At 73.7% G+C, this 25,525-nt stretch carries 28 protein-coding genes; 19 read left to right on the top strand and 9 right to left on the bottom strand.

The window, feature by feature from the left end; genetic code table 11:
• Positions 1–146 precede the first annotated feature (146 nt).
• From ABT008_RS09585 to ABT008_RS09550, 8 genes are read left to right on the top strand one after another with little or no spacing between them, the layout of a single operon-like run.
• Positions 147–1,805, top strand: coding sequence for an HAD-IIIA family hydrolase (locus ABT008_RS09585; protein ID WP_502890394.1), 1,659 nt, complete (start codon positions 147–149; stop codon positions 1,803–1,805).
• A complete protein-coding gene (locus ABT008_RS09580; protein WP_350695140.1) occupies positions 1,802–2,773 on the top strand; it encodes a glycosyltransferase family protein in 972 nt (323 codons plus the stop codon). Before ABT008_RS09585 ends, ABT008_RS09580 begins: the two co-directional genes overlap by 4 nt.
• On the top strand, positions 2,764–3,978 hold the full coding sequence (locus ABT008_RS09575) for a glycosyltransferase (protein ID WP_350695139.1): 1,215 nt from the start codon (positions 2,764–2,766) through the stop codon (positions 3,976–3,978). Before ABT008_RS09580 ends, ABT008_RS09575 begins: the two co-directional genes overlap by 10 nt.
• The gene (locus ABT008_RS09570; RefSeq protein WP_502890381.1) at positions 3,978–4,673 is read left to right on the top strand and encodes a D-sedoheptulose-7-phosphate isomerase; all 696 of its coding nucleotides are present in this window, start codon (positions 3,978–3,980) and stop codon (positions 4,671–4,673) included. The genes ABT008_RS09575 and ABT008_RS09570 overlap by 1 nt, the downstream gene beginning before the upstream one ends.
• Positions 4,674–4,683: 10 nt before the next feature.
• Positions 4,684–6,120 carry a PfkB family carbohydrate kinase gene (locus tag ABT008_RS09565; RefSeq protein WP_350695137.1) on the top strand — a complete coding sequence of 479 codons (1,437 nt, stop codon included), beginning with the start codon at positions 4,684–4,686 and terminating at the stop codon, positions 6,118–6,120.
• Positions 6,117–6,812 (top strand): SDR family oxidoreductase, encoded by a 696-nt coding sequence (locus ABT008_RS09560; RefSeq protein ID WP_350695135.1) that lies wholly within the window; start codon positions 6,117–6,119, stop codon positions 6,810–6,812. The genes ABT008_RS09565 and ABT008_RS09560 overlap by 4 nt, the downstream gene beginning before the upstream one ends.
• On the top strand, positions 6,809–7,756 hold the full coding sequence (locus tag ABT008_RS09555; RefSeq protein WP_350695133.1) for a glycosyltransferase family 9 protein: 948 nt from the start codon (positions 6,809–6,811) through the stop codon (positions 7,754–7,756). Before ABT008_RS09560 ends, ABT008_RS09555 begins: the two co-directional genes overlap by 4 nt.
• Positions 7,740–8,723 carry a DNA topoisomerase IB gene (locus tag ABT008_RS09550; RefSeq protein ID WP_350695131.1) on the top strand — a complete coding sequence of 328 codons (984 nt, stop codon included), beginning with the start codon at positions 7,740–7,742 and terminating at the stop codon, positions 8,721–8,723. The genes ABT008_RS09555 and ABT008_RS09550 overlap by 17 nt, the downstream gene beginning before the upstream one ends.
• A gap of 4 nt (positions 8,724–8,727) precedes the next feature.
• On the opposite strand, the gene ABT008_RS09545 is transcribed toward ABT008_RS09550, so the two are convergent.
• A complete protein-coding gene (locus tag ABT008_RS09545) occupies positions 8,728–9,486 on the bottom strand; it encodes a TetR/AcrR family transcriptional regulator (RefSeq protein ID WP_350695129.1) in 759 nt (252 codons plus the stop codon).
• A gap of 97 nt (positions 9,487–9,583) precedes the next feature.
• Between ABT008_RS09545 and ABT008_RS09540 the strand changes: the two genes are divergently transcribed.
• Together ABT008_RS09540 and ABT008_RS09535 are read left to right on the top strand one after the other, a co-directional pair.
• On the top strand, positions 9,584–10,549 hold the full coding sequence (locus ABT008_RS09540; protein WP_350695127.1) for an ATP-binding cassette domain-containing protein: 966 nt from the start codon (positions 9,584–9,586) through the stop codon (positions 10,547–10,549).
• Complete coding sequence (locus ABT008_RS09535) at positions 10,542–11,306, top strand: ABC transporter permease (protein ID WP_350695126.1); 765 nt, start codon at positions 10,542–10,544, stop codon at positions 11,304–11,306. Before ABT008_RS09540 ends, ABT008_RS09535 begins: the two co-directional genes overlap by 8 nt.
• Positions 11,307–11,367: 61 nt before the next feature.
• Here the strand turns inward: ABT008_RS09535 and ABT008_RS09530 are convergent, their stop codons facing one another.
• The 3 genes from ABT008_RS09530 to ABT008_RS09520 form a co-directional block, all read right to left on the bottom strand.
• Positions 11,368–11,871, bottom strand: a complete 504-nt coding sequence (locus ABT008_RS09530) for a hypothetical protein (RefSeq protein ID WP_350695124.1) — start codon at positions 11,869–11,871, stop codon at positions 11,368–11,370.
• 102 nt (positions 11,872–11,973) lie between these two features.
• On the bottom strand, positions 11,974–13,605 hold the full coding sequence (locus ABT008_RS09525; RefSeq protein ID WP_350695122.1) for a RecQ family ATP-dependent DNA helicase: 1,632 nt from the start codon (positions 13,603–13,605) through the stop codon (positions 11,974–11,976).
• 208 nt (positions 13,606–13,813) lie between these two features.
• Complete coding sequence (locus tag ABT008_RS09520) at positions 13,814–13,939, bottom strand: hypothetical protein (RefSeq protein ID WP_350695121.1); 126 nt, start codon at positions 13,937–13,939, stop codon at positions 13,814–13,816.
• A 298-nt stretch (positions 13,940–14,237) separates the two neighbouring features.
• Between ABT008_RS09520 and ABT008_RS09515 the strand changes: the two genes are divergently transcribed.
• Positions 14,238–15,755: a glycoside hydrolase family 3 protein gene (locus ABT008_RS09515; RefSeq protein WP_350695120.1), complete on the top strand. Its 1,518-nt coding sequence runs from the start codon at positions 14,238–14,240 to the stop codon at positions 15,753–15,755.
• On the opposite strand, the gene ABT008_RS09510 is transcribed toward ABT008_RS09515, so the two are convergent.
• On the bottom strand, positions 15,739–16,020 hold the full coding sequence (locus tag ABT008_RS09510; RefSeq protein ID WP_350695586.1) for a GNAT family N-acetyltransferase: 282 nt from the start codon (positions 16,018–16,020) through the stop codon (positions 15,739–15,741). The two genes, ABT008_RS09515 and ABT008_RS09510, sit on opposite strands and share 17 nt — an antisense overlap.
• A gap of 72 nt (positions 16,021–16,092) precedes the next feature.
• Between ABT008_RS09510 and ABT008_RS09505 the strand changes: the two genes are divergently transcribed.
• From ABT008_RS09505 to ABT008_RS09475, 7 genes are all read left to right on the top strand, one after another.
• Entirely contained in the window at positions 16,093–16,476 is a 384-nt protein-coding gene (locus tag ABT008_RS09505) for a hypothetical protein (protein WP_350695118.1), read from the top strand.
• A gap of 93 nt (positions 16,477–16,569) precedes the next feature.
• Positions 16,570–17,391 carry a DUF1206 domain-containing protein gene (locus ABT008_RS09500; RefSeq protein WP_350695117.1) on the top strand — a complete coding sequence of 274 codons (822 nt, stop codon included), beginning with the start codon at positions 16,570–16,572 and terminating at the stop codon, positions 17,389–17,391.
• 207 nt (positions 17,392–17,598) lie between these two features.
• Positions 17,599–18,795 (top strand): mechanosensitive ion channel family protein, encoded by a 1,197-nt coding sequence (locus ABT008_RS09495; RefSeq protein ID WP_350695115.1) that lies wholly within the window; start codon positions 17,599–17,601, stop codon positions 18,793–18,795.
• A 215-nt stretch (positions 18,796–19,010) separates the two neighbouring features.
• A complete protein-coding gene (locus tag ABT008_RS09490) occupies positions 19,011–19,445 on the top strand; it encodes a phage holin family protein (RefSeq protein WP_350695113.1) in 435 nt (144 codons plus the stop codon).
• Positions 19,442–19,780, top strand: a complete 339-nt coding sequence (locus ABT008_RS09485) for a DUF3618 domain-containing protein (RefSeq protein WP_350695112.1) — start codon at positions 19,442–19,444, stop codon at positions 19,778–19,780. The genes ABT008_RS09490 and ABT008_RS09485 overlap by 4 nt, the downstream gene beginning before the upstream one ends.
• Positions 19,777–20,049 carry a DUF4235 domain-containing protein gene (locus ABT008_RS09480; RefSeq protein ID WP_350695110.1) on the top strand — a complete coding sequence of 91 codons (273 nt, stop codon included), beginning with the start codon at positions 19,777–19,779 and terminating at the stop codon, positions 20,047–20,049. Before ABT008_RS09485 ends, ABT008_RS09480 begins: the two co-directional genes overlap by 4 nt.
• 312 nt (positions 20,050–20,361) lie before the next feature.
• Entirely contained in the window at positions 20,362–20,565 is a 204-nt protein-coding gene (locus ABT008_RS09475; RefSeq protein ID WP_067306996.1) for a cold-shock protein, read from the top strand.
• A gap of 104 nt (positions 20,566–20,669) precedes the next feature.
• Here ABT008_RS09475 and ABT008_RS09470 read toward each other — a convergent pair whose 3' ends face one another.
• A complete protein-coding gene (locus tag ABT008_RS09470) occupies positions 20,670–20,864 on the bottom strand; it encodes a hypothetical protein (protein WP_350695584.1) in 195 nt (64 codons plus the stop codon).
• 62 nt (positions 20,865–20,926) lie between these two features.
• Positions 20,927–21,910 carry an aldo/keto reductase gene (locus ABT008_RS09465; RefSeq protein ID WP_350695108.1) on the bottom strand — a complete coding sequence of 328 codons (984 nt, stop codon included), beginning with the start codon at positions 21,908–21,910 and terminating at the stop codon, positions 20,927–20,929.
• Between the two features lie 159 nt (positions 21,911–22,069).
• Here ABT008_RS09465 and ABT008_RS09460 point away from each other — a divergent pair, with 159 nt between their 5' ends.
• Positions 22,070–23,095, top strand: a complete 1,026-nt coding sequence (locus tag ABT008_RS09460; RefSeq protein ID WP_350695105.1) for an adenosine deaminase — start codon at positions 22,070–22,072, stop codon at positions 23,093–23,095.
• 269 nt (positions 23,096–23,364) lie between these two features.
• On the opposite strand, the gene ABT008_RS09455 is transcribed toward ABT008_RS09460, so the two are convergent.
• Together ABT008_RS09455 and ABT008_RS09450 are read right to left on the bottom strand one after the other, a co-directional pair.
• Complete coding sequence (locus tag ABT008_RS09455) at positions 23,365–24,777, bottom strand: HAMP domain-containing sensor histidine kinase (protein WP_502890393.1); 1,413 nt, start codon at positions 24,775–24,777, stop codon at positions 23,365–23,367.
• Between the two features lie 17 nt (positions 24,778–24,794).
• Entirely contained in the window at positions 24,795–25,484 is a 690-nt protein-coding gene (locus ABT008_RS09450) for a response regulator transcription factor (RefSeq protein WP_131054346.1), read from the bottom strand.
• Positions 25,485–25,525: the final 41 nt, after the last annotated feature.

Here is a 25,525-nt window from a genome sequence, read left to right as displayed (position 1 = left end):
TAAGGCCACCCGCGAGCGGCGGTGCGTCGGTCGGTGCGGGACACCCGCCGGCCACGCCCCGATCGACGTTTACTCCTCGGGGCGCAGGGAACCCGCCGCCCGTGCGACAGGACCGTGGGGAGCCGGATCAGCGCAGGTCAGCCGGGGTGCTGACCGGCGTCGACCGGGCCGGTCCCGCCCTGTTCGACGCGGTGCTGCTGGACCGCGACGGCACCCTGGTCGAGGACGTGCCGTACAACGGCGACCCGGACAAGGTGCGCCCGATGCCGGGTGCGCGGGCCGCGCTGGACCGGTTGCGCGCGGCCGGTCTGCGGCTCGCCGTGGTCACCAACCAGTCCGGGCTGGCCCGGGGCCTGTTCACCGAGGCGGACCTGCACCGGGTGCACCGTCGCGTCGAGGCCCTGCTCGGCCCCTTCGACTCGTGGCAGGTGTGCCCGCACGACGACGGGGACGGCTGTGCCTGCCGCAAACCCGCACCCGGGCTGGTGCACGCCGCCGCCCGGGCGCTCGGCACCGTACCCGCGCGCTGCGTCATGGTCGGCGACATCGGCCGGGACGTCACGGCGGCGCTGGCCGCCGGTGCGGCGGGCATCCTGGTGCCCACCCCGGTCACCCGGCCCGAGGAGGTCGCGGCTGCCGGCTGGCTCGCCGCCGACCTGCCGTCGGCGGTGGACGAGATCCTGCGTCGCCAGCAGGCGCTACGCCCGACGCCGCCGTTCCCGCCCGACGCGGGACCGGGCCGCACGGTGCTGGTGGTGCGCTCCGACTCGGTCGGGGACGTGCTGGTCACCGGCCCCGGTATCCGGGCGGTGGCCGCCGGGGCCGACCGGGTGGTGCTGCTCTGCGGCCCGCGTGGCCGGGCCGCCGCCGAGCTGCTGCCCGGCGTCGACGAGATCGTGGAGCACCGGCTGCCGTGGATCGACCCCGAGCCCGGACCCGTCGCCCCGGCCGAGATGGCCGCGCTGACCGCGCGCCTGGCGGCCGTCGACGCCGACGAGGCGGTCGTCTTCACCTCGTTCCACCAGTCGCCGTTGCCGCTGGCCCTGCTGCTGCGGATGGCCGGTGTCCGGCGGATCTCCGCGATCAGCGACGACTACCCGGGAAGCCTGCTGGACGTCCGGCACCGGGTGCCGGCCGGTGTGCCGGAGGCCGAACGCGCGCTGTCGCTGGCCGCCGCCGCCGGGTACGCGCTGCCCGTCCACGACGAGCCGCGCCTGCGGTTGCGTCCGGGACTCGCACCGCCGCCGGAGGCCGGCGAGCCGGGATACGTGGTGCTGCACCCGGGTTCGGACGCGCCCGCGCGCGGCTGCCCGCCGGAACTGGCCGAGCGGATCGCCCGGGAGCTGGCCGCCGCCGGTCACCGGGTGGTGGTCACCGGCGGCCCGCAGGAACGCGAGCTGACCGCCCGGGTCGCCGGCCGGTACGCCCGCGACCTCGGCGGCCGGACCGGGCTCGCCGAACTGGCCGCCGTGGTGGCCGGTGCCGGCGCGCTGGTGGTCGGCAACACCGGCCCGGCGCACCTGGCCGCCGCCTCCGGGGTGCCGGTGGTCAGCCTGTTCGCCCCCACCGTCCCGTTCGGACAGTGGGGTCCCTGGCGGGTGCCGACGGTACGCCTCGGCGACGCCGCCGCCGGATGCCGCGACACCCGCGCCGCACGCTGCCCGGTGCCCGGTCACCCCTGCCTCAGCGGGATCTCCCCGGGCGCGGTCGTCGACGCGCTCCGGCTGCTCGGCGTACCGCCGGACCGGGTGCCCACCCGCCCGGCGGTGTCCCGTACGGCGGTGTCCACCGGAGGCGGCCGATGAACATCCTGCTCTGGCACGTGCACGGCTCGTGGACCACGTCGTTCGTGCACGGCAAACACCGCTACCTGGTCCCGGCCACCCCGGACCGGGGGCCGTACGGGCTGGGCCGGGCCCGCACGTACACCTGGCCGGAGAGCGCCGCCGAGGTGAGCCCGGAACAGTTGCGCGACACCGACGTCGACGTGGTCCTCCTGCAACGCCCCGAGGAGTTGGAGCTGGCCCAGCGGTGGCTGGGCCGCCGGCCCGGCCGGGACGTTCCGGCGATCTACGTCGAGCACAACACCCCGAAGGACGGGGACGTGCCGCACAGCCGCCACCCGATGGCCGACCGCGACGACCTGCTCGTCGCCCACGTGACCGCCTTCAACGAGCTGTTCTGGGACACCGGCAGGACCCGGACCACGGTCGTCGACCACGGCATCGTGCCGCCGGTCGTGGAGTACACCGGCGAACTGGACCGGCTGGCCGTGGTGATCAACGAACCGGTACGCCGGTGGCGGGTCACCGGCACCGACCTGCTGCCCCGGTTCGCCGAGATCGCCCCGCTGGACGTCTTCGGCCTGAAGGTGGCCGGGCTCGCCGAGCACCTCGGCCTGCCCGCCGACCGCCTCACCAGCCACGACGACGTCCCGCAGCACCGGATGCACGCCGAACTGGCGCGCCGCCGGGCGTACCTGCACCTGTGCCGGTGGACCTCGCTCGGGCTGAGCCTGATCGAGGCGATGAGCATCGGGATGCCGGTGGTGGCGCTGGCCAGCACCGAGGCGGTGATGGCCGTGCCGCCGGACGCCGGTGCCCTGGACACCCGCGTCGAGACGCTGCTGGCGGCCGCCGCCCGGTTCGTCGCCGAGCCGCAGCAGGCCCGGCAGGCGGGGCAGGCGGCCCGGGCCGCCGCCCGGCAACGCTACGGCCTCGACCGTTTCCTCGCCGACTGGGACCGGCTGCTGGAGGAGGAAGTATGCGGATAGCGATGATCTCGGAGCACGCCAGCCCGCTCGCCATCCTGGGCGGGGAGGACGCCGGCGGCCAGAACACGCACGTCGCGGAACTCTCCGCCGCGCTCGCCGCGGCCGGGCACGACGTCCGCGTCTACACCCGGCGGGACGCGGTGGACCTGCCGGTGACCGTGCGCAGCCCGGACGGCTACGACGTGGTGCACGTACCCGCCGGACCGGCCGAGCCGGTGGCCAAGGACGCGCTGCTGCCGCACATGCGGACGTTCGGTGCCTGGCTGGTGGAGCGTTGGCGCGGCGACTGGACGCCCGAGGTGGTCCACGCGCACTTCTGGATGAGCGGGCTGGCGGCGGTGCAGGCCGGTCGACAGGTCGGCGTGCCGGTGGTGCAGACGTACCACGCGCTCGGCACGGTCAAGCGCCGGCACCAGGGCGTCCAGGACACCAGCCCGGCCCGGCGGATCGGCTACGAACTCCAACTCGGCCGGTCGGTGGACCGCGTGATCGCGCAGTGCCGCGACGAGGTCGGCGAACTGGTCCGGATGGGGGTGCCCCGCTCGGCGATGACGGTCGTGCCGTCCGGGGTGAACCTGGGCACGTTCGCCCCGCTCGGCCCGGCCGCCGAACGGCGACCGGGACGGGCCCGGATCCTCACCGTCGGGCGACTGGTGGAACGCAAGGGCTTCCAGACCGTGGTCCGCGCCATGGCGCACGTGCCGGAGGCCGAGTGCGTGGTGGTCGGCGGCCCGCCCGCCGGGCTGCTGGAGACCGACCCGTACGCCCGGCGGCTGCGCGCGTTGGCCCGAAGCTGCGGGGTGGCCGACCGGGTCCGGCTGGTCGGCGCGGTGCCGCGCGAGGAGATGGGCCGCTGGTACCGGTCGGCGGACATCCTGGTCGCCGCCCCCTGGTACGAGCCGTTCGGCCTGACCCCGCTGGAGGCGATGGCCTGCGGCGTGCCGGTGGTGGCGACCGCCGTGGGCGGGTTGCGGGACACCGTGGTCGACGGGGTGACCGGGGACCTGGTGCCGGCCCGGGACCCGAGGGCGTTGGGCGAGGCGCTGGCCGGGCTGCTCGACGACCGGATCCGCCGGTTCGCGTACGCGGGCGCGGCGCGGGCGCGCGCGCGGCAGCACTACTCGTGGACGGTCACCGCGGAACGACTCGCCGAGGTCTACGCCGAGGTGGCCGCCGTGCACCGGCCGACCCGGGTGGTGGCCTGATGCCGGGGCGCAACCCGCTGGAGACGCACCTGGCACACCTGGCCGCCGCGCTGGCGCCGTACCGGCGGTGCGAGCCGCTGCTGGCCCGGTGGGGGGCCGTCCTGGCGCAGCACCTGACCGCCGGGGGCCGGTTGCTGGTGGCCGGCAACGGCGGCAGCGCCGCCGAGGCGCAGCACCTCACCGCCGAGCTGGTCGGCAAGCTGCGCGAGGACCGGCAGCCGCTGTCCGCCATCGCCCTGCACGCCGAGACCTCGGCGCTGACCGCGATCGGCAACGACTACGGCTACGACGAGGTCTTCGCCCGGCAGGTCCGCGCGCACGGTCGCCCCGACGACGTCCTGCTGCTGCTCTCCACCAGCGGTGGCAGCACGAACCTGCTGGCCGCCGCGCGGGCGGGTCGCCAGGCCGGGCTGCGGTGCTGGGCGTTCACCGGCCCGGCGCCGAACCCGCTGGCCGACGCCGTTCACGAGGCGCTCGCAGTGGACTGCCCGGACTCCCAGGTCGTGCAGGAGCTGCATCTGGTCTCCAGTCACCTGCTCTGCGAGTACGTGGAGCGGGCGATGGTCGAGCAGCCGGCGGTGGCGTACGTGGAGCCGGTGGTGCCGGCGGCGTCGGAGGCACCGGCGGCCGGTCCGGTCCGCGCCGGGGTCGAGGTGGTGCTGGACGGTGGGGCCGGCCGACCGGTCGAGGCGTGAGGAGGCAAGCGTGAGGGGACCCGTGGTGGTGGTCGGCGACACCCTGCTCGACCGGGACGTGGAGGGCGTGGTGAACCGGCTCTGTCCGGACTCGCCGGTCCCGGTGCTGGACGAGACCGCGCACGTGGACCGGCCCGGCGGGGCCGGGCTCGCCGCCGTCTTCGCCGCCGCACAGGGCGCCGAGGTGGTGCTGGTCACCGCGCTGGCCGACGACGCCGGTGGGGCCCGGCTGGGGGTGCTGCTGGCCGCCGCCGGGGTGCAGGTGTACCCGTTGCGGCTGGCCGGGTCCACTCCGGAGAAGATCCGGCTGCGGGCCGGTGGGCGGGTGTTGCTGCGCCACGACCGGGGCGGCGGTGCCGAGACGCCGGGCGAACCCGCCGAGGCGGTCCTGCGCGTCATCGAGCGGGCGTCGGTGGTGCTGGTCAGCGACTACGGCCGGGGGGTGGCGCGGCAGCCCGCGCTGCGGGCGGCCCTGGCGGCGACCCGGGCACCGGTGGTCTGGGACCCGCATCCGCGCGGGCCGGCGGCGGTGCCCGGGGTGCACCTGGTCACGCCGAACGAGTCGGAGGTGCAGGAGTTGGTGGAGGCGCCGGCCGCCGCCACCCGGCTGGCCACCGCCGCCGACGGCGCGGAGCGCCTGCGGCAACGCTGGCGGGCGGGCGCGGTGGCGGTGACGTTGGGTGCCGACGGCGCGTTGCTCAGCCACGCCGGGTCGACCCCGCTGGTGGTGCCGACGCCGGTGGCCGCCGAGGGCGACACCTGTGGCGCGGGGGACCGGTTCGCGGTCGCCGCCGGCCTGGCGCTGGGCCGGGGCGCGCTGCTGTCGGAGGCGGTGCAGGAGGCGGTGACCGAGGCGTCGGCGTACGTGGCGGACGGCGGAGTGGCCACCGCGTTGCCGTTGCCGGTGCGGCGGGCGCCGCAGGCGGTGCACACGGCGGTGGCCGGTGACCGGGTCGGGGTGGCGGCAGCCGCCGCCGCGGTGGCCCGGGTCCGTGCCGCCGGGGGGACGGTGGTGGCGACCGGCGGCTGTTTCGACCTGTTGCACGCCGGTCACGTGGCGACCCTCCAGGCCGCCCGGCAACTCGGCGACTGCCTGGTGGTGTGCCTCAACTCCGACGCCAGCGTCACCGGACTCAAGGGACCGGACCGGCCGGTCGTGCGGCAGGACGACCGAAGTCGCCTGTTGGCGGCGTTGAGCTGCGTGGACGCGGTGATGATCTTCGACGAGTCGACTCCGGCGGCGGCGCTGTCCTGGCTGCGCCCGGACATCTGGGTCAAGGGCGGGGACTACGCCACCGGCGGCGGGGACGGTGACTGCCTGCCCGAGGCCGAGATCCTGCGCCGCTGGGGCGGCCACACGGTGGTGGTGCCGTACCTGGACGGCCGGTCCACCACCGAGATGATCGCCGCGACGGCGGCGCGTACCGGCGTGGGGGTGTCCCGATGAGCGCGCCCGGCACCGGACGCACGGTGCTGGTCACCGGCGGGTCCAGCGGGTTGGGCGCGGCGGTGGTCGCCGCGGTCGCTCGTTCCGGCGGCCGGCCCCTGGTGCTGGACCGGCAGGCGCCCGGCGACGGGGTGGCCTGGGCCGAGTGCGACCTGGCCGACACCCGCGCGGCGGAGGCCGCCACCCGGCAGCTCGCCGAGCGCGAGGGCGGGCTGGACGCGGTGGTCACCGCCGCCGGTGTCGACGTGCCCGGCCGGCTGGCCGACGTGCCCGGCGAGACCTGGGACCGGATCGTCACGGTGGACCTGCTGGCCACCGCCGCGGTGATCCGGGCCGCGCTGCCGTTCCTGACCGCCGCCCGGGGCAGCGTCGTCACGGTGGCGTCCACGCTCGGGGTCAAGGCGGTCAGCGACGCCACGGCGTACTGCGCGGCGAAGTTCGGCGTGGTCGGCTTCACCCGCGCGCTCGCCGCCGAGCTGGCCGGGTCGGTGAACGTGACGCTGCTGGTGCCGGGCGGCATGCGGACCGCCTTCTTCGACGACCGCGACGCGCAGTACCGGCCGGGGCCGGACGCGATCCTCAACGACCCGGCCCACACCGCCGCCGCCGTGATGTTCGCGCTCTCCCAACCGGCCGGCTGCGCGGTACGCGAGATGGTGGTCTGCGCCGAGCAGGAGACCTCGTACCCGTGATCCTGGTCCTGCGTGCCCTCGGCGTCGGTGACCTCGCCACGGCGGTCCCGGCGTTGCGGGCGCTGCGGACGGCGTACCCGGACCGCGAACTGGTGCTCGCCGCGCCGTCCTGGCTCGGCCCGCTGGTCGAGCTGGTCGGCGGCGTGGACCGGCTGCTGCCCACCGACGGGCTGGACCGGCTCGGGACTCCCGGCGGGCCGGTGGAGGTCGCGGTGAACCTGCACGGCCGGGGACCGCGCTCGCACCGGCTGCTCGCCACCACCGGCCCGGACCGGCTGTTCGCCTTCGCCGACGCGCGGGCGGAGCACGCCGACGGGCCCGGGTGGGACGACGAGGAGCACGAGGTGGCGCGCTGGTGCCGGCTGCTGCGCTGGTACGGGATCCCCACCGACCGGACCGACCTGGACCTGCGCCGGCCGCTGCCGGGGACCATGCCGACCGGCGTGACGGTGCTGCATCCCGGCTCCAAGGTGCCGGCCAAGCGCTGGCCGTCCGGGCGGTACGCCGCTCTCGCCCGGGACCTGACCGGCCGGGGGCACCGGGTGGTGCTGACCGGCAGCACGGGGGAGCGGGCCACCGCCGTACGGGTCGCGGACGAGGCCGGTCTGCCCGCCGACGCGGTGCTGGCCGGGCGGACCGATCTCGGACAGCTCGCCGCCCTGGTCGCCGGGGCGCGGCTGGTGGTCAGCGGGGACACCGGCGTGGCGCATCTGGCCACCGGCTACCGCACCCCGTCGGTGGTGATCTTCGGTCCGGTCCCGCCCGCCCGCTGGGGGCCGCCGCCGGAGCGACGACGGCACCGGGTGCTCTGGGCCGGTGCATGCCCGACCCGGGGCGGGGTAGACGGTCATCCGGCGGTCACCGCCGTCGGGGTCGACGCGGTGCTGGCCGCCGTCGAGGAGGTGGAACGGGTGGTGCGGGCGGACCGTGCGGTTGCGGCGTAGTGATCCGGGTCGGCCGGGATACGGCCGCCGGCGACGCGGTCCGGGCTGGTCGTTCGTCGACCCGCGCGGCGCCCCGGTGCGTGACCCGGACGATCTGGCCCGGCTGCGGGCGCTGGTCATCCCGCCGGCCTGGCGGCAGGTGTGGATCGCGCCGCACCCGAACGGGCACATCCAGGCCACCGGGATCGACGCCGCCGGGCGCAAGCAGTACCTCTACCACCCGCTGTGGCGGCAGCGGCAGGACGAGGCGAAGTTCGACCACGTGCTGGAGGTGGCCCGCCGACTGCCGGTGCTGCGGGAACGGGTCGGCCTCGACCTGACCGGGCGGGGGCTGCGCCGCGAGCGGGTGCTGGCCACCGTGACCCGGCTGCTCGACATGGGCACCTTCCGGGTCGGCAGCGACCAGTACGCGGCCGGGGACGAGCCGACGTTCGGCGTGGCCACCCTGCGTCCCGAACACGCCCGGTCCCGCCAGGGCTGCGTGGTCTTCGAGTTCCCGGCCAAGGGCGGCATCGAGCAGGTTCGCCGGGTCTCCGACCCGGAGCTGTGCCAGGTGCTGACCCACCTGCGCCGCCGTCGCCGGGCGGCGGACCGGTTGTTCGGCTACTGGGACGGCCGGCAGTGGCGGGACGTGCGGGCCGACGAGGTCAACGACTACCTGCGCGACGCCAGCGGCGGCGAGATGACCGCGAAGGACTTCCGCACCTGGCACGCCACCGTCCGGGCGGCCACCGAGTTGGCCGCGCTCGGGACGCCGAGGTCGGTCACCGCGCGACGGCGGGCGGTGGCCGGGGTGATGCGCGAGGTCGCGGAGCTGCTCGGCAACACCCCGACGGTGGCCCGTACCTCCTACGTGGACCCTCGGGTGGTCGACCTGTTCCACGACGGCGTGGTGGTACCGGTCACCCGCGACACCGGGCGCGAGCAGGCCGAGCGTGCCGTGCTCGACCTGCTGGACCGGTCCTGAGCGGTCACCGGCCGCCCGCCGTACGCGTCTGGATCATCACCTCGACGCCGTCCAGCACCCGGCCGAGCCCGAAGCGCCACTCGGCGTCGGCGTAGTCGTCCTCGTCGTCGCCCTCGGCGATCAGCTCGTGGATCGCCGGGTACGGCCCGTCGGCGGTGAGCCGGGCCAGGTGCTGCCAGTAGTGCAGGCCCACCTGGTCGGGGGTCTGCCCGCTGCGGACCGCCGCCTCCATCAGGTCTGCGGTGGTGGTGGCCCAGCTTCGGGCGTACCCGCTGACCAGCATGATGGTGGAGACGCGCTCGGTGCCGCGCAGGCCGGTACCGGCCAGGGCGGTCAGCCCGTACTCCAGCCAGCGGACCTGGTTGGGGTTGATCGGGGGGCCGCTGATCGGCACGTGCCGCATCCACGGCTGTCGGCGCAACGCGGTCAGGTTCCCCTCGGCCCAGCGGGTCAGCGCGGGGCGCCAGCCCTCGTCCGGAGCGCGTGGTGGCGGAGGCGGCCCGTACGCCGTGTCGACCATCAGGTCGAGCAGGTCGTGCTTGGTCGGCACGTACCGGTAGAGCGACATCGTCGCCGCGCCCAGCTCGCCGGCGACGCGGCTCATCGACACCGCGCCGAGCCCCTCCGACTGGGCGACCTGGATCCCGGCGGCCACCACCTGTTCCAGGCTGAGGCCGCGCTTCGGGCCACGGCTCGGACGCTCGCGCAGCCCCCAGGCGAGCGCGACGTTCTCGGGCAGTTCGACGTCGGAACCGTCGCTCACATGTACCTCCACCGACCGGGCTTGACCCTCATCGTAGCTTCTGCGTATGGTCTACGCAGATAAGCGTACGGCATACGCAGAAAGCGGAGAGTGACCCATGACGAACGGACCACCGGCGGTCGAGCTGATCGAGCTGAGGAAGTCCTTCGGCGACCTCGTCGTCCTCGACGGGCTGACCATGCGGGTCCGGGCCGGCGGCGTGCACGCGCTGCTCGGCCAGAACGGGGCCGGCAAGACCACCACCGTGCGGATCCTGGCCACGCTGACCCGACCCGACGGGGGCAGCGCCCGGGTCGCCGGCCACGACGTGGTGCGCGACCGGCGGCGGGTCCGGCGGACGATCAGCCTCGCCGGCCAGCACGCCGCCCTGGACGACACCCAGACCGGCCTGGAGAACCTGACCATGCTGGCCCGGCTCGCCGGGCTGTCCGGGCCGGCGGCCCGCAAGCGCGCCACCGACCTGCTGGAACGCTTCGCGCTGACCGACGCGGGCGGGCGGCAGGCGATCACCTACTCCGGGGGCATGCGCCGCCGCCTGGACCTCGCCGCCAGCCTGGTCGGACAGCCGTCCGTGGTCTTCCTGGACGAGCCCACCACCGGCCTGGACGTGCGCAGCCGGCAGGGGCTCTGGGAGGTCGTCGGCGAACTGGCCCGCACCGGGGTGACCGTGCTGCTCACCACGCAGTACCTGGAGGAGGCCGACCGGCTGGCCGACCGGATCACGGTGCTGCACCACGGAGCGATCGCCGCCGAGGGCACCGCCGACGACCTCAAGCGCCGCTTCGGCGCGCACCGCCTGGAGCTGACCTGGCGCGAGGAAGCCGGTCTGCGGGAGGCGGCCGGGCTGCTGGGCGACCGGGTCACCGGCCGGGACCCGGACCGGCTTGCCCTGTCGGTGGCCACCGACGGTAGTGCGCCGCAGGTGCGCGCCCTGCTCGACGAGATCGATCCGGACCGTCACGGGGTGGTCCGGTTCACCGTCCGCGAGGCGACCCTCGACGACGTCTTCCTCACCCTCACCGGCACTCCGGTGCCCACCCGACAGCAGGTGACCCATGTCTGAGCTGGCCGTACGCGGATCGCAGACGGCGGTGATGATCGGCCGCTGCGTCCGGCTGTCCCGCCGCAACGTCGACGCGTTGCTCACCTCGCTGCTGCTGCCGGTGATGCTGATGTTGGTGTTCGTCTACCTCTTCGGCGGGGCGATCGACACCGGCTCGGCGTACGTCACCTACGTGGTGCCCGGCGTGCTGCTGCTCTGCGCCGGCTTCGGCGCGGCGGGCACGGCGGTGAGCGTCACCACGGACATGACCAACGGCATGATCGAGCGACTGCGCACCATGGACGTCGGCGCGACCTCGATCATCGGCGGTCACGTGATGGCCAGCATCGCGCGCAACACGGTCTCCACCGTGCTGGTGCTGGCCGTCGCGGTGGCCATCGGGTTCCGGCCCGCCGTGGAACCGCTGCGCTGGCTGGCCGCCGCCGGGGTGCTGCTGCTGTTCCTGCTGGCGGTGTCCTGGCTCTCGGCGGCGTTCGGGCTGCTGGCCCGTACCCCCGAGGCGGCCGGCGGGTACACCTTCCTGGTGATGTTCCTGCCCTATCCGAGCAGCGCCTTCGTGCCGGTCGAGACGCTGCCCCGCTGGCTGCGCGGCTTCGCCGAGCACCAGCCCGTCACGCCGGTCATCGAGTCGCTGCGCGGGTTGCTGCTCGACCTGCCGGTCGGTTCGGCGCCGGCCCGCGCGGCGGCCTGGTGCCTGGGCATGCTGGCGGTCGCGGTGCTGCTCTCGGCGGTGCTGTTCCGTCGCCGGATCGCCTGATCCGCACGACGAAAGGGGGCGACGTCCGTCGGACGTCGCCCCCTGTTCTCGTCGCCGTCGCTCAGTCGTTGAGGACCTGGGCCAGCCGGTCCCGGAAGCGTCGCTCCGAGGGGCTGACCTGGCTGCCCCCGAGCCCGAGGATTCCGCCGCTGGTGGCCGCGCCGACCACCTGGTCGGTGATCTCCACCAGCCAGTGCTGGTACGCGCCGGCCTCGCCCTCGTCCACCTTCGCCGCCAGCAGGGCGGCGGCGGCCTTGGCCCGGCCCAGCACGTCCTCGGCGTACGTGCGCGGGTCCTCCGGCGCGATCACCGGCAACTCCTCGCCGGCCTCCGGGTCGCCCACCCGGGTCACGATCTCCCCGGCCACCGCGGCCACCAGCGGGCTGGCCGACTCCCGACCGGTGGAGATGGTCTCCAGCCCGGCCGCGCTCTCGGCCATCGTCGCCCGGGTGCCGTCGGACTCCGCGGCGCTCGCCGCGGTGAGCACCGCCTGCGGCAGGCCGACCAGCAGCCCCCACTCCTCGTCGGAGAAACCGAAAGCGGTGTACGTCGGCTCTTCGATCACGACCGTGCCTCTCCCGTTCGTCGTCCGGTCCCCGGTCACGCGCCACCCGTGCTGGCCGCGCCGGGCCCGGTATGTCCCCGCCGCCATCGCGGCGGGCTCAGGTTAGTCCAGCGTCAGCAGTCCCTGTTCGGACACCACGCTGACCGACAGCGTCTTGTACCCGACCTCGTCGAAGAGCACCGTCATCCGGTCGTCCTCGTAGCTGAGCACCAGGCCGGCGCCCCACTCCGGGTGCCGCACCTGGCTGTGCACCGGGAACGGACCCACCGCGCCGTCGTCGGCGGTGCTGGTGCCGGCGTGGCAGTTGTCGCAGTGCCCGCAGATCTGGGTCATCTGCTCGCCGAAGTAGGCCAGCAGGGTCTGCCCCCGGCAGGCCGTGGTCTCGGCGAAGGCCCGCATCATGTCGGTCCGCGAACGGGTCAGGTTCTGCTGCCGCTCGGCCTCCGCCACGGCCGCCTCGGCGGCCTCCACCGGAGTCGGCGAGTAGCGCGGCGCGCCGATCCGCTGCCCGGCGCGGGGCTGCGCCGCACCGACCTGCTCCAGCAGGGCCAGGTACTGCCCGAGCTTGCGCGGCCCCAGCCCGGTCACCTCGCGCAGCTCCTTCTTGGTGGTCGGCCCCTGGCGCAGCAGGGCGGCCAGGTCCCGCAGCTCGGTGGCGTCGGGCAGGCCACCGCTGAAGAAGCGTTGCAGCCCCACGTCCTCGGCCTGCCAGAGCAGCAGGACGCGGGCCGGCTGGCCGTCGCGTCCGGCCCGGCCGATCTCCTGGAAGTAGCTGTCCGGCGAGTCGGGCAGCGCCATGTGCACCACCCAGGCGATGTTCGGCTTGTCGATACCCATGCCGAACGCCGACGTGGCCACCATGATCGGCACCTGGTCGGCGAGGAACGCCTCGTGCAGCCGAGCGCGGGCGCTGGCGGACATCCCACCGTGGTAGTACTGCGCCGGGTAGCCGGCGTCGGTGATCCGGGCGGCGAGTTCCTCGGCCGCCCGCCGCGTGGGTACGTAGATGATGCCCGGCCGCTCGTCGTCCCGCAGTAGCGCGATCAGCCGTCGCCACCGGTAGTCCTCGGTGGGGCAGTGCGCCACCTCGAAGAAGAGGTTCGGCCGGTCCAGCCCGGACACCACGATCTCGGGCTCGCGCAACCGCAGCCGGGCCACGATGTCGTCGCGTACCGGTGGGGAGGCGGTGGCGGTCAGCGCCACCACCGGCGGCCGTCCGATGCCCTCGATGAGCTGACCGAGCGCCAGGTAGTCCGGACGGAAGTCGTGCCCCCAGGCCGAGATGCAGTGCGCCTCGTCGATCGCGACCAGTGCCGGTTTCAACGCGCGCACCTCGGCCAGGCGTTCCGGGTTGGCCAGTTGCTCCGGGGTGATGAAGAGGAACTCGGCCCGCCCGTCGCGGATCTCGGCGATCGCCTCGGCCTGCTGGGCCGGCGACTCGTCCGAACTGATCCGGACCGCCCGCAACTCCGCCCGCTGCCGCTCGTTGAGCGCGGCGATCTGGTCCTGTTGCAGGGCGAGCAGTGGCGAGATCACCACGGTCGGGCCGGGGATCAGGCTCGCCGGTATCTGATAGATCGCCGACTTGCCGGCGCCGGTGGGCAGCACCACCAACGCGTCGCGCCGCCGCATCACCGCGCGCATCGCGGCCAGTTGGTTGGGGCGCAGGGTGGACCAGCCGAACAGGCTGCGCGCCGCGCGGCGCAACGACATCGAGTGCGTGGTGAGCTTCATCGAAGGCCGCAGGTACCCGGCCGGACCAGCGCCGAAACGCAGGTCCGGCCAAGAGGCGCTCGGCGGCCTGTGCCTGCGCCAGCAACTGCTCCGGTGGGTACTCCTCAGTGGACAGGAAGTAGCCGATCTTCATGGGTGCGCCCTCGCCGTGATGGTGTCCAAGGCCAGGCGGTACCCCGGCGGGGACGGGTCACGCCCGGTCGCGAGGTCAGCGCCGGAACATCGCCCGGATGGCCACGAGCAGCAGCAGGCCGCCCACCACCAGGCCGAGCAGGCGTACGCCGGGGATGTCGGCCGGGCTCGTCGCGTCGGCGAGCAACAGCAGCGGGTCCATCTCCGCACTCTGCTGGCAGAGCGCTCCCAAGGCAACTGTAAGGTTTATTGACTATTCGATGGCGCGGTGTGACCATTGCTGCACCGCCGGGTGGCGGGGGGGAGTCCGCGGCGGAGGATGACGGGGGTACGCGACCGCATGAGCGAGCGTCAGCGAGCGAATCTTCAACGCAGTGCGGTGGTGCCTCATGGCGGCACGCAGCGAAGCGGAGTGCCGGCATGAGCGAGCGTCAGCGAGCGAATCATCGGTGCAGTGCGGTGGTGCCTCATGGCGGCCCGGAGCGCAGCGGAGGGCGGGCATGAGCGAGCGTCAGCGAGCGAACGGGGATCTGGCGGCGTTGGCGGCCGCGGTCCTGCAGCCCGGGTTCGTCGGCACCGTACCGCCCGCGTGGGTCTGCCGCTGGCTCGGCGACGGCCTCGGCGCGGTGGTGTTGTTCAGCCGCAACGTCGTGGACCCGGAGCAGGTGGCGGCGCTCACCGCCGGGCTGCGCGCGGAGCGGCCGGACGTGATCGTGGCGATCGACGAGGAGGCGGGCGACGTCACCCGCATCGAGTCGGGTCGGGGCAGCACCCGGCCGGGCAACTTCGCCCTCGGCGTGGTGGACGACCCGGCCCTCACCGAGGAGGTCGCCCGCGACCTGGGCGTCGAACTCGCCGCGCTGGGCGTGACCCTGGACTACGCGCCGGACGCCGACGTGAACTCCAATCCGGACAATCCGGTGATCGGTGTCCGCTCGTTCGGTGCCGATCCGTCGGTGGTGGCCCGGCACACCACCGCCTGGGTACGTGGCCTCCAGTCCGGCGGCGTGGCCGCCTGTGCCAAGCACTTCCCGGGGCACGGCGACACCCGGGTGGACTCCCATCACGACCTGCCCCGGATCGCCGCCGACCGGGATCGGCTGGACGCCGTCGAGCTGGCCCCGTTCCGGGCCGCGGTCGAGGCGGGCGTGCAGGCGGTGATGACCGGGCACCTGCTGGTGCCGGCGCTGGATCCGGAGCTTCCGGCGACGCTGAGCACCCGGATCCTGAGCGGTGTGCTCCGGGAGGAGATGGGCTTCAACGGCGTGGTGGTGACCGACGCCGTGGAGATGGAGGCGGTCGCCGGCCGGTACGGCTTCGCCGGGGCGGCGGTGCGGGCGCTGGCCGCCGGGGCGGACGCGATCTGTGTCGGCGGCGAGCACGCCGACGAGGAGACCGCCCGGCACCTGCGCGACGCCATCGTGGACGCGGTCGTGGCCGGGGAGTTGCCGGAGGAGCGGCTGGCCGAGGCGGCGAAACGGGTCGGGCAGCTCGCGGCGTGGACGGTGGCCGCCCGCACGTCCGGTGGACGTACCCCGGTGACGGCCGGCGGTTCGGCGGTCGGTCTGGTCGCCGCGCGCCGGGCGATCCGGGTCACCCGCGCCGACGGGGGCGCCGAGTTGCCGTTGGCCGCGCCGGCGCACGTGGTGGAGTTCGAGCCGCCGCACAACATCGCGATCGGGGCGGAGACCCCGTGGGGAGTGGCCGCGCCGCTGACCACGCTGGTGCCGGGCACCACCAGCGCCCGCTACGCGCGGGGCGAGGTGCCGGCCGACCCGGCCGCGGTTGCCGTCGGCCGACCGCTCGTGCTGGTGGTGCGCGATCTGCACCGGCACGACTGGATGCGGAGCGCCGTCGACCGGGTGCTGGCGGACCGGCCCGACGCCGTGGTGGTGGAGTTGGGCGTGCCCGCACTGGTGACCGGCACGGTGCACGTCGCCACGCACGGCGCGACCCGGGCCGCCGGCCGGGCCGTGGCCGAGCTGCTGGCGGGTACCGCCGTCACGTCGGGCTGGTGACCAGGTCCGCGTACTCGGGGTGGCGCTCGATGTAGGCGTGCATGAACGGACACTGCGGGACCACCCGCTGCCCCTGGGCGCGGACCTGGTCCAGGGTGCCGCGCATCAGTGCCCCGCCGACGCCCCTGTTCTGGAAGGCCGGGTCCACCTCGGTGTGCGTGAACACCAGTGCCTCGCCCCGGGGAAGGTATGCGGTGAACCCGGCCAGCGCGTCGTCGACCAGGATCTCGTAGCGGTGTTTGGCGGCGTTCTCCTCGACCAGCATGCTCACCGGCCCATTCTCCACCGCCGGTTCGGCACGCCGGGGCCGTTCGCCTTCGTCTCGTACGCTGAGGCGGTGACGAACCGATCGCCCGCCGGCCGCAGCCGGCGCACCCTCGCCTGGAGGGTCCCCACCCGTAAGTCGGCCGGTCTGTTGGCCGGGCTCGCGCTCGGTGCCACCCTGCTGATGGGATGCAGCTCCGAAGGTGCCCGCACCGACTGCGGGCTGGACGCCTGCACAGTGACCTTCGACCGGGGGGTGGACGCGCGCGCGAGCATCTTCGGCGTCGAGGCGCGGCTCGTCGAGGCCCAGGACGACGTGGTGACCATCGAGGTCGCCGGTGAGCAACTGTCGCTGACGGTCGGGCAGCAGGCCGCCGACGTCGGCGGTCTGGCGGTCACCCTGGACAGCGTCACCGATGCCGAGGTCAAGGTACGCATTTCGCGCAATTCCGGCTGACGCCGACAACTGCCTGATCCGGCCGTCCAGCCGTCGCTTTCCGGCGACGGCTGGACACGTTTGGAAATCTTCGCGTCCGGAGATTGATGGCCCATGTCTCTCACCCGGAACGCCGAAGCCACCGCCGCCCGAACGGCAGACAGCCGGTGGCTGGAACTCCTCGCCCGGGCCGGTTTCATCGGCTACGGGATCGTCCACCTGTTGTTCGGCTGGTTGGCGTTGCAGATCGCATTCGGCAACTCCTCCGACGACGGTGACCAGTCCGGCGCGCTGCGGACACTCGCCGCGCAGCCGATGGGCACGTTCGTGGTCATCGCCATCGCCGTCGGCATGGTCGCCATGGCGATCTGGCAGGCCCTCGAAGCCGCCATCGGGCACCAGACCGAGAGCGGCAACGACCGGATCAAGGAGCGGGTCTTCTCCGCGGCCCGCGCGGTCATCTACCTCTGGCTGGCCTGGACGGCCTGGAAGGTCTTCTCCAACGCCAACTCCGACAGCGCCTCCCAGCAGGAGGAGCTGACCGCCCGCCTGATGGAGTCGACCGGTGGCCGGTGGCTGGTCGGTCTCGCCGGCCTGGTCCTCGTCGGGGTCGGCGTCGGCATGTTCATCTACGGCGTCAAGAAGAAGTTCATGAAGCGGTTGAAGACCGGCGAGATGAACGCCCGGACCACCCAGCTCGCCCGGCGGCTCGGCATGGCCGGCTACACCGCCCGGGGCAGCGCGTTCGCGGTGACCGGCTTCCTGGTCGTGCTGGCCGCGGTGAACTACGACCCGGAGAAGGCCCGGGGTCTGGACGCCGCCCTGCGGACGCTGCGGGACCAGGCGTTCGGCACCGTCCTGCTCTCGCTGGTCGGGCTGGGCATCGCCGCCTTCGGCCTCTACTGCTTCCTCCAGGCCCGCTACCGCAAGGTCTGATCCCTCCCGGCCCGCTACCGCAAGGTCTGATCCCTCCCGGCCCGCTACCGCAAGGTCTGATCCCTCCCGGCCCGCTACCGCAAGGTCTGACTCCGCCCCCTCCGTCACCGGCCACCGCAGCGGCGTTGCGGTGGCCGGTGACGGCGTTCTGGGGCAAACTTGCCCCTTTGCGTGGATCTTGTTGTCGGTCCGGAAGGAGAATCACACGTGCACAGCTACCTCGTGACGGTCGTCGCCGCGCTCGCCGCAGCGGCGATCGCCATTGCCGTGGTCGAGGTGGTGCATCGCTCGATCCGGCGGTGGGGCCACCGCTCACGACTGCTGATGGAGTTGACCGAGCACGCCCACCGTTCGTTCCAGATCGCGGCCACCGTGCTCGCCGTGCAGTTCGCGGTCCGGTTCAGTACCGGCTACGCGGTCGGCACCGGGTGGCGGCAGGCGCTGTTGCACATGCTGGTGCTCGCGGTCATCGCGGCCACCGCCTGGTTGGTCACCTCGCTGCTGGTGGTGGTGGAGGACACCGCGCTGGCCCGGTTCCGGGTGGACGTGCCGGACAACCGGCACGCCCGCCGGGTACGCACCCAGGTCGTCATGCTGCGCCGGGTGACCATCGTGGTGATCGTGGTGCTCACCGTCGGCGTGATGCTGATGACGTTCCCGGCGGTGCGCGGCATCGGTGCCGGTGTGCTGACCAGCGCCGGTGTGGTCGGTATCGTCGCCGCGCTGGCCGCGCAGAGCCTGCTCGGCAACGTCTTCGCCGGGCTGCAACTCGCCTTCAGCGACGCGGTCCGCCTGGACGACGTGGTCGTGGTCGAGGGGGAGTGGGGCCGGATCGAGGAGTTGACCCTCAGCTACGTGGTGGTGCAGATCTGGGACGACCGCCGGCTGATCCTGCCCACCTCCTACTTCACCAGCACCCCGTTCCAGAACTGGACGCGTACCGAGGCGGCGGTGCTCGGCACCGCGGAGTTCGACGTCGACTGGTCGCTGCCGGTGCAGGCGATGCGGGAGGAGCTGCGTCGCCTGGTGGAGGGCACCGACCTGTGGGACGGCCGGGTCTGCGTACTCCAGGTTACGGACGCGACCGGCGGCATGGTCAAGCTGCGGGCGCTGGTGAGCGCCGCCAGCGCCGGCGCGTTGTGGGACCTGCGCTGCCTGGTCCGCGAGCACATGGTGGCGTGGGTACGCGACCAGCGGCCCACCGCGCTGCCGCGGCTGCGTGCCGAGGTCGGCGACGGTACCGCCTCGCTGCCCTGGCAGTGGGTGCACCCCAAGCGCCGGACCGGCCGCCTCGAGGACGGGGAGGTCCCCGACGACGCCCGCCTCTTCGGCGGCAGCGACGACGGCGACGCGCGCAGCGAGGCCTTCGTCGGCCCCGACGAGCCCGTCGAGGCGCGCCGCTGACCCCGGATGCGTGCCGATGCGGGCCGGCGGGCGGTGACGACCCCACCGCCCACCGGCCCGCATCGGGTGAGGACGCCCGAACGGGGCGGGCCGGACAGGTTTGACGGAAGGTTTCCCGGGGACCTCGTGCGGGACGCCCTGCTCCTTCTTCGCACGCAGGATTGGCGGGCGGCTACTTCGGGCATACAGCGCGGTGACGACGAGAGGGGGACAGCATGGCTGACGTGGCGAACGTCCGTACATCCCACAACGGAAGCGAGCCCTCCACCGCCGAGCTGGTCCAGCGGGCGACGGAGCAGGTGTCTCGCCTGGTCCGGGACGAGCTCGCGCTGGCCCGCGCGGAACTGACAGAGAAGGGCAAGCACGCCGGTATCGGCGTCGGCCTGCTCGCCGGCGGCGGCGCACTGGCCTTCCTGGGCCTCGGCGCGCTGGTCACCGCGGCGATCCTGCTGCTGGCCCTGGTGCTACCGGCGTGGGCGGCCGCGCTCATCGTGGCGGCGGTCGTCTTCCTGATCGCCGGCGTCCTCGCGTTGCTCGGCAAGAAACAGGTCAGCCAGGCGGTCCCGCCGGTGCCGCAGGCCACTGTGCAGAGCCTGCGGGCCGACGTCGACGTGGTCAGCGCGGCGGTGAAGGACAGGGGACGGGCATGACACACAACGGGACGCGCAACGGCCACGGCAACGGCACCGGCGACACCGACGCGTTGCGGGCGGAGATCCGGCGGACGCGGGTCGAGCTGGGCGAGACGGTGGAGGCGCTGGCCGCCAAGGCCGACGTCAAGAAGCGGCTGAAGTCCTCGGCGGACCAGGCGCGCGAGCGGGTCCGGGAGCAGGCGGCGCTGACCGTCGCCCGGGTCCGTGGTCAGGCGGCCCTGACCCATCCGCCGGTGCGGGGGCGGCACGGGCCGGCGCCGTTCGTCGCCCTCGCGGCGGGCGCGATCGTCACCGCCGTGGTGCTGATGATCATTCGAGGGAGGCGTGGGTGAGCAAGGGGTTGAGCAAGGTCGCCTACCGGCCGGTGGGCATCCTGGCCGGTATCGCCGCCGGTGCGATCGCGGGCGCCGTCTTCCGCCAGGTGTGGAAGTTGACCGCCGGCGACGGTGACGCGCCCGATCCCGTCGACGAGGACCGCCGCTGGGGCGAGATCCTCGCGGCGGCGGCGTTGCAGGGCGCCATCTTCTCGGTCGTCCGGGCCGCCGTGGACCGTGGTGGCGCGGTGGGCGTACGCCGGTTGACCGGCCGCTGGCCCGACTAGGTCTTGACGGCGTCCGGACTGCGGTCCGGGCTGTTCGGCCCCCTTGTCCGTACCCGGTCAAGGGGGCCTTTTGCCTTACCTCGCGGATGCCGCACAGCGGATCTTTCGCATCCGTCAGGTCACATGTCGGAGAATTTCGTCGGGTAGGCTGTGCAGAGTTTTTGCGTACGTGGTTTGCTGTTCCACGCTGTTGAGAGATGGCGTGGGTTGAGAGAAGTCTCCTTCATTGGGGGCCGCCTCAGGCGCCGCTGCTCGAAAACGGCCAACCGGCCGCACGGCGTGCTCGGCCGCCAGTTTTAGAAGGAGATACACATGGCGCAGGGAACCGTGAAGTGGTTCAACGCTGACAAGGGCTTCGGCTTCATCACCGTCGACGGCGGGGGTGCTGACGTGTTCGTCCACTTCTCGGCCATCCAGTCCAGCGGCTACCGGTCGCTGGAGGAGAACCAGCGGGTGGAGTTCGAGATCGCCCAGGGCCAGAAGGGTCCGCAGGCCGAGCAGGTCCGCCCCCTCTGACACACCGGTCGGCGACCGCCGGCCGCCAGATGGCGAGGCAGTCCCCGCACAGGTGCAAAAGCCCCGCGTTCCGTACGGACCGCGGGGCTTTCCGCATCCCTCGGTCAGCGTCGCGTCCGGGCCCGCATGCCCAGCCAGAGCAGCACCGCACCGACGAGGGCCAGCAGCGGACCGAGTGCGGCCCAGATCCGCTGACCGGTCATCAGGCTGTCCTCGACGTACCCGAGGCCCTGCACCGTCCAGACCGCCCCGATCACCACGGCCAGCAGGCCGCTGGTGAGCCGGAACCAGCCGCTCATCCGGTCCTGCGGAGCCGGGCTCTGCTCCGCCGGGGCGCTGGTGCCCTCGGCCGTCTCCCCGGTCACCATCGCTGGTGCACCTGGGGACGGATCAGCTCGTCGTAGACGGCGGCCACCGCTGCCTGTTCCTCCGTGGACAGTGGCCGCTGACCGGCCACCGCGGCGTTGCCACGGGCCTGTGCCGCGTCGCGGGCGCCGGGGATGACCACGGTGACCCCGGGCTGGTCGAGCACCCACCGCAGGGCGAACTGGGCCATCGTCCGGTCGTCGCCGACCAGCGGGGCGAGCCGGCGTACCGCCTCCAGCCCCAGCGTGTAGTCGACGCCGGAGAACGTCTCGCCGACGTCGAACGCCTCCCCGTGCCGGTTGAAGGAACGGTGGTCGTCGGCGGCGAAGGTGGTCTGCTCGTCGTACCGGCCGGAGAGCAGTCCGCTGGCCAGCGGTACGCGGGCGATGATGCCCACCCCGGCGGCCGAGGCGGCCGGCAGCACCCGCTCCAGCGGCTTGTGGCGCAGTGCGTTCAGGATGATCTGGACGCTGGCCACCCCGGGCCGGGCGATCGCGGTGAGCGCCTCGTCGCAGGTCTCCACGCTGACGCCGTACGCGGCGATGCGCTTCTCGGCGACGAGGGTGTCGAGGGCGTCGAAGACCGTGTCGGTGGCGAACACCGGCGTCGGCGGGCAGTGCAACTGCACCAGGTCCAGCGTGTCCACGCCGAGGTTGGCCCGCGAACGATCCGTCCACCGACGGAAATTGTCCAGAATGTACGCCTCGGGGGTCTGTGTCACCCGACGCCCCATCTTGGTGACCACCGTCAGCCCGGCGTCCGGGTGGGCCGCCAGGTACCGCCCGATGAGCTGCTCGCTGCGGCCGTCGCCGTAGACGTCGGCGGTGTCCAGGAAGGTGATGCCGGCGTCGACCGCGGCGTCCAGCACCGCCATGGCGTCGTCCTCGGTGACCGTGCCCCAGTCGGCGCCGAGCTGCCAGGCGCCGAGCCCGACCACGCCGACCTGTCGGCCCATGCGGGGGAAGGTGCGTTGCTCCATGCGACCGAGCCTAGTGACCCGCCGGCGGCCGTGCCGAGGCCGGGCCGCGCGAGCCGGACCCGGTGGACGTGCCTCTCCACGACCGGACCAGCGGCCTGCAAGACTGCGCACGGACCGTCGTCGTCGCCGGTGTGCCGGTGCCATCGCCCAGGAGAACCCGTGACCGATCTGCGTACCTTCATCGCCGGACTGCCCAAGGTCGAACTGCACGTGCACCATGTCGGTTCCGCCTCACCCCGGATCGTGGCCGAACTGGCCGCCCGCCACGAGGGGCGTACGCCGGTCCCCGCCGACCCGGAGTTGCTCGCCGACTACTTCGTCTTCCGCGACTTCGCGCACTTCGTCGAGCTGTATTTGAGCGTCGTGGACCTGGTCCGTGACCAGGAGGACGTATGGATCCTCACCCACGAGGTGGCCCGGGAGCTGGCCCGCCAGCAGGTGCGCTACGCCGAGTTGACGGTGACGCCGTACTCGCACGTGAGCCGGGGCATCCCGGCACCGGCGTTCTGCGAGGCGATCGAGGACGCCCGCAAGCGGGCCGCCGCCGACTTCGGCATCGAGCTGCGCTGGTGCTTCGACATCCCCGGCGAGGCGGGCCTGCCGGCCGCCGAGGAGACGCTGCGGATTTCCCTCGACGAGCGCCCGGACGGGCTGGTCAGCTTCGGCCTGGGCGGCCCCGAGATCGGGGTGCCCCGGCCGCAGTTCAAGCCCTACTTCGACCAGGCCCGGGCGGCGGGACTGCACTCGGTGCCGCACGCGGGGGAGACCACCGGCCCGCAGACCGTCTGGGACGCCCTGCGCGAGCTGGGCGCCGAGCGGATCGGCCACGGCATCTCCGCCGCGCAGGACCCGGAGCTGCTCGCGTACCTCGCCGAGCGGCAGATCGCCATGGAGGTCTGCCCGACCTCCAACGTGCGGACCCGGGCGGTGGCCGCCATCGAGGAGCACCCGCTGCCCACGCTGGTCGAGGCCGGGCTGCTGGTGACGATCAACTCCGACGACCCGCCGATGTTCGGCACCACCCTCGACGACGAGTACGCGGTGGCCGCCCGGCTGCTCGACGCCGGCCCGGAGCAGGTGGCGGCGCTGGCCCGTAACGCGGTGACCGCCTCGTTCCTCGACCCGGCGGGCAAGCAGCGGATCATCGCGGAGATCGACGCCTACCTGGCCGCCCCGCGCGACTGACCTCGCCTGCGGAGGTCCCCGGTCCCGACCGACCCGGTCGGGACCGGGGGACGCCTGGAAGTGCGCGCGACGGGAGGAGGTGTGGGGGGACCGTGTCTCCCGCCGCGCGCACGGCTCCACCGGCCGATGTGCGCTGGGAGCGGAGAGCCGGCGGAACTGCTGGGTTCGGAGCTGATCCTGGCACCCTTACCGGGCCAATGGGACGTCGTTAATTCGGATCTAAGGAAGACTTGTGCCGCCGCACAACCCGGGCCGCGCAGACCATGTGCTCAGCCGTCGGTGGGACGTTGCCTCGGCCAGCGCCGTCCGCTGCCTTTCTGCTCCCGTGCCTCCCGGGCCATCCGACCCACCAGGCCGAACCGGCTGACCTGCCGGGGCGTCGCCTCCGGGTCGGCGAGCAGCATCACCACGCTCGCGCCGCCCAGCCGCGCCCGGTCGATGCTCACCGAACCGTTGGCCTGCAACGCCACCCGCTTGGCGATGTCCAGCCCGAGGCCGGTGGAACCCTGGTCGCTGGCGCCCCGGCGCAGTGCGCGATCCGGGTTGGCGATGCCCGGCCCGGCGTCGTCGATCCGGATGGCCACGTACCCGTCGCGCCGGGACACCGCCACCTCGAACGCCGTGCCCTGCGGCGTGTAGCGGAACACGTTGCCGATCACCGCGTCGAGCGCGGCGGCCAACTCGGCCCGGGGTACCGGCGCCGGGATGCGCAACTGGGCGCCGACCACCCGTTGCGGGCGGTTCTGGTCACCGGCCAGGGCCGCCCAGAACACCATCCGGTCCCGGACCACCTCGCTCACGTCGCACATCGCCGGAGCTGCCTCGGTGGCCACCGCCTTGCGGGTGGTCTTGATCAGCACGTCGATCTCACCCTCCAGGGTGACGATCGCCTGCCGGATCCGCCGGATGCCGCGTCGGTGGTCCAGCTCCGCCTGACTGAACGCGTCCACGCTGGTGTCGTCGGACTCCAGCGCCTCCGCGTCGAGCCGGAGCACGGTCAACGGGGTCCGCAGCCGGTGGGACAGGTCCGCCACCAACTCCCGCTCCTCGGTGCGGGCCGCGACGAACCGCTCGGCCATCCGGTTGAACGCGTGCCCGGCCTCGGCCACCTCGCGCGGGCCACTCGGCTCCACGCGTACGCCCAGGTCGCCGTCGCTGACCGCGAGCGCCGCCTTGACCAGCCCCCGGGTGGCGTCGACCGTACGCGCCGCGAGCCGGTCGACCACCAGCACGGCCGCGCCCACCAGGGCGACGGCCACCCCGGCCAGCAGCCACCAGCGGCCCGAGCCGCCGAGCGCCTCGTCCGGTACGAACACCTCCACCACGGCCGTCCGGTCGCCCAACACCACCGGGTCCAGCCGCAGCACCCCGCCGTCGACGTCGACCACCAGGGAACGTCCCTCGTCGCGGGCCCGGTCGAGCTGCCCGGCGTCGGCGCGTCCGGCCTCGGCGGCCACGTCGTCGAGACCGTGCACCACCGGACGGGTCGCCGGGTCGGCGCTGCTGGCCTCGATGGCGCGGTCCACCACCGCCGGCTCAGTGCTCACCGCGAGGGCGCCGGTGACCAGCGCGCTGCGTCGGGCCGCGTCGGCGATCGCCTCCTCGCGGGCCTGGCCGCCCAGGGCCAGGCCGAGCGGGATCAGGAAGGCCAGTGCCAGCAGGATGCCGGTGCCGCCGGTCAGCAGCGCCAGCGAGCGCCTCAGTCCGGCGCCACCAGCCGGAAGCCCACCCCCCGCACGGTGCGCAGGTAGCGAGGCTTCGCCGCGGACTCGCCCATTTTGCGGCGTAGCCAGTACAGGTGCACGTCGATGGTCTGGTCCTCGCCGACCGATGGCTGCCGCCATACCTCCTCCAAGAGCTCCCGCCGGGACACTACCCGGCCAGGTCGGGCGGCGAGATAGGCCAGCAGGTCGAATTCCTTACGTGTCAGCGCCAGCGCCTCACCGTCCAGGAGGGCGCTGCGTTCACCGACGTCGACCCGCAGCCCGCCGACGCTGTGCACGGCCGGTGCCACGCCGCGACTGGCGCGGCCGACCCGGCGGAGCACGGTGGTGATCCGCGCGTCCAGGTGTGCGCCGGTGAACGGCTTGACCATGTAGTCGTCGGCACCGGCCCGTAGCAGCTTGACCACGGACTGCTCGTCGTCGCGGGCGGTGGCGATGATGATCGGTACGTCGGTGATGCCGCGCAGCATCCGCAGGGCGTCCGATCCGTCCAGGTCCGGCAGGCCCAGGTCGAGCACCACCAGATCGGGCGTCTCGGCGGCCACCCGGCGCAGCGCGTCCAGCGCGGTGCCGACCGCGTGCACGGCGTGGCCCCGGTCGGTGAGGGAGCGAAGCATCGCGCCGCGTACGACGTGATCGTCTTCGACCAGCAGGACGGTGGCCACGCCAGAACGGTACTCGGAGTGGCGCGGTACGTCGTTGCGGC

It is taken from the genome of Micromonospora sp. NPDC002389 (assembly GCF_040296095.1).
Taxonomy (GTDB): Bacteria; Actinomycetota; Actinomycetes; order Mycobacteriales; family Micromonosporaceae; genus Micromonospora.
Note: the sequence above shows the minus strand (reverse complement) of the source record. Positions and strands in the feature narration are given on the sequence as shown.

Bases quoted from the DNA above. Each gene is read 5' to 3' on its own strand.
- ABT008_RS09580 (WP_350695140.1), top strand. From the start codon at position 1,802: ATGAACATCCTGCTCTGGCACGTGCACGGCTCGTGGACCACGTCGTTC.
- ABT008_RS09575 (WP_350695139.1), top strand. From the start codon at position 2,764: ATGCGGATAGCGATGATCTCGGAGCACGCCAGCCCGCTCGCCATCCTG.
- ABT008_RS09570 (WP_502890381.1), top strand. From the start codon at position 3,978: ATGCCGGGGCGCAACCCGCTGGAGACGCACCTGGCACACCTGGCCGCC.
- ABT008_RS09560 (WP_350695135.1), top strand. From the start codon at position 6,117: ATGAGCGCGCCCGGCACCGGACGCACGGTGCTGGTCACCGGCGGGTCC.
- ABT008_RS09540 (WP_350695127.1), top strand. From the start codon at position 9,584: ATGACGAACGGACCACCGGCGGTCGAGCTGATCGAGCTGAGGAAGTCC.
- ABT008_RS09535 (WP_350695126.1), top strand. From the start codon at position 10,542: ATGTCTGAGCTGGCCGTACGCGGATCGCAGACGGCGGTGATGATCGGC.
- ABT008_RS09525 (WP_350695122.1), bottom strand. From the start codon at position 13,605: ATGAAGCTCACCACGCACTCGATGTCGTTGCGCCGCGCGGCGCGCAGC.
- ABT008_RS09520 (WP_350695121.1), bottom strand. From the start codon at position 13,939: ATGGACCCGCTGCTGTTGCTCGCCGACGCGACGAGCCCGGCCGACATC.
- ABT008_RS09515 (WP_350695120.1), top strand. From the start codon at position 14,238: ATGAGCGAGCGTCAGCGAGCGAACGGGGATCTGGCGGCGTTGGCGGCC.
- ABT008_RS09510 (WP_350695586.1), bottom strand. From the start codon at position 16,020: ATGCTGGTCGAGGAGAACGCCGCCAAACACCGCTACGAGATCCTGGTC.
- ABT008_RS09500 (WP_350695117.1), top strand. From the start codon at position 16,570: ATGTCTCTCACCCGGAACGCCGAAGCCACCGCCGCCCGAACGGCAGAC.
- ABT008_RS09490 (WP_350695113.1), top strand. From the start codon at position 19,011: ATGGCTGACGTGGCGAACGTCCGTACATCCCACAACGGAAGCGAGCCC.
- ABT008_RS09485 (WP_350695112.1), top strand. From the start codon at position 19,442: ATGACACACAACGGGACGCGCAACGGCCACGGCAACGGCACCGGCGAC.
- ABT008_RS09475 (WP_067306996.1), top strand. From the start codon at position 20,362: ATGGCGCAGGGAACCGTGAAGTGGTTCAACGCTGACAAGGGCTTCGGC.
- ABT008_RS09470 (WP_350695584.1), bottom strand. From the start codon at position 20,864: ATGAGCGGCTGGTTCCGGCTCACCAGCGGCCTGCTGGCCGTGGTGATC.
- ABT008_RS09465 (WP_350695108.1), bottom strand. From the start codon at position 21,910: ATGGAGCAACGCACCTTCCCCCGCATGGGCCGACAGGTCGGCGTGGTC.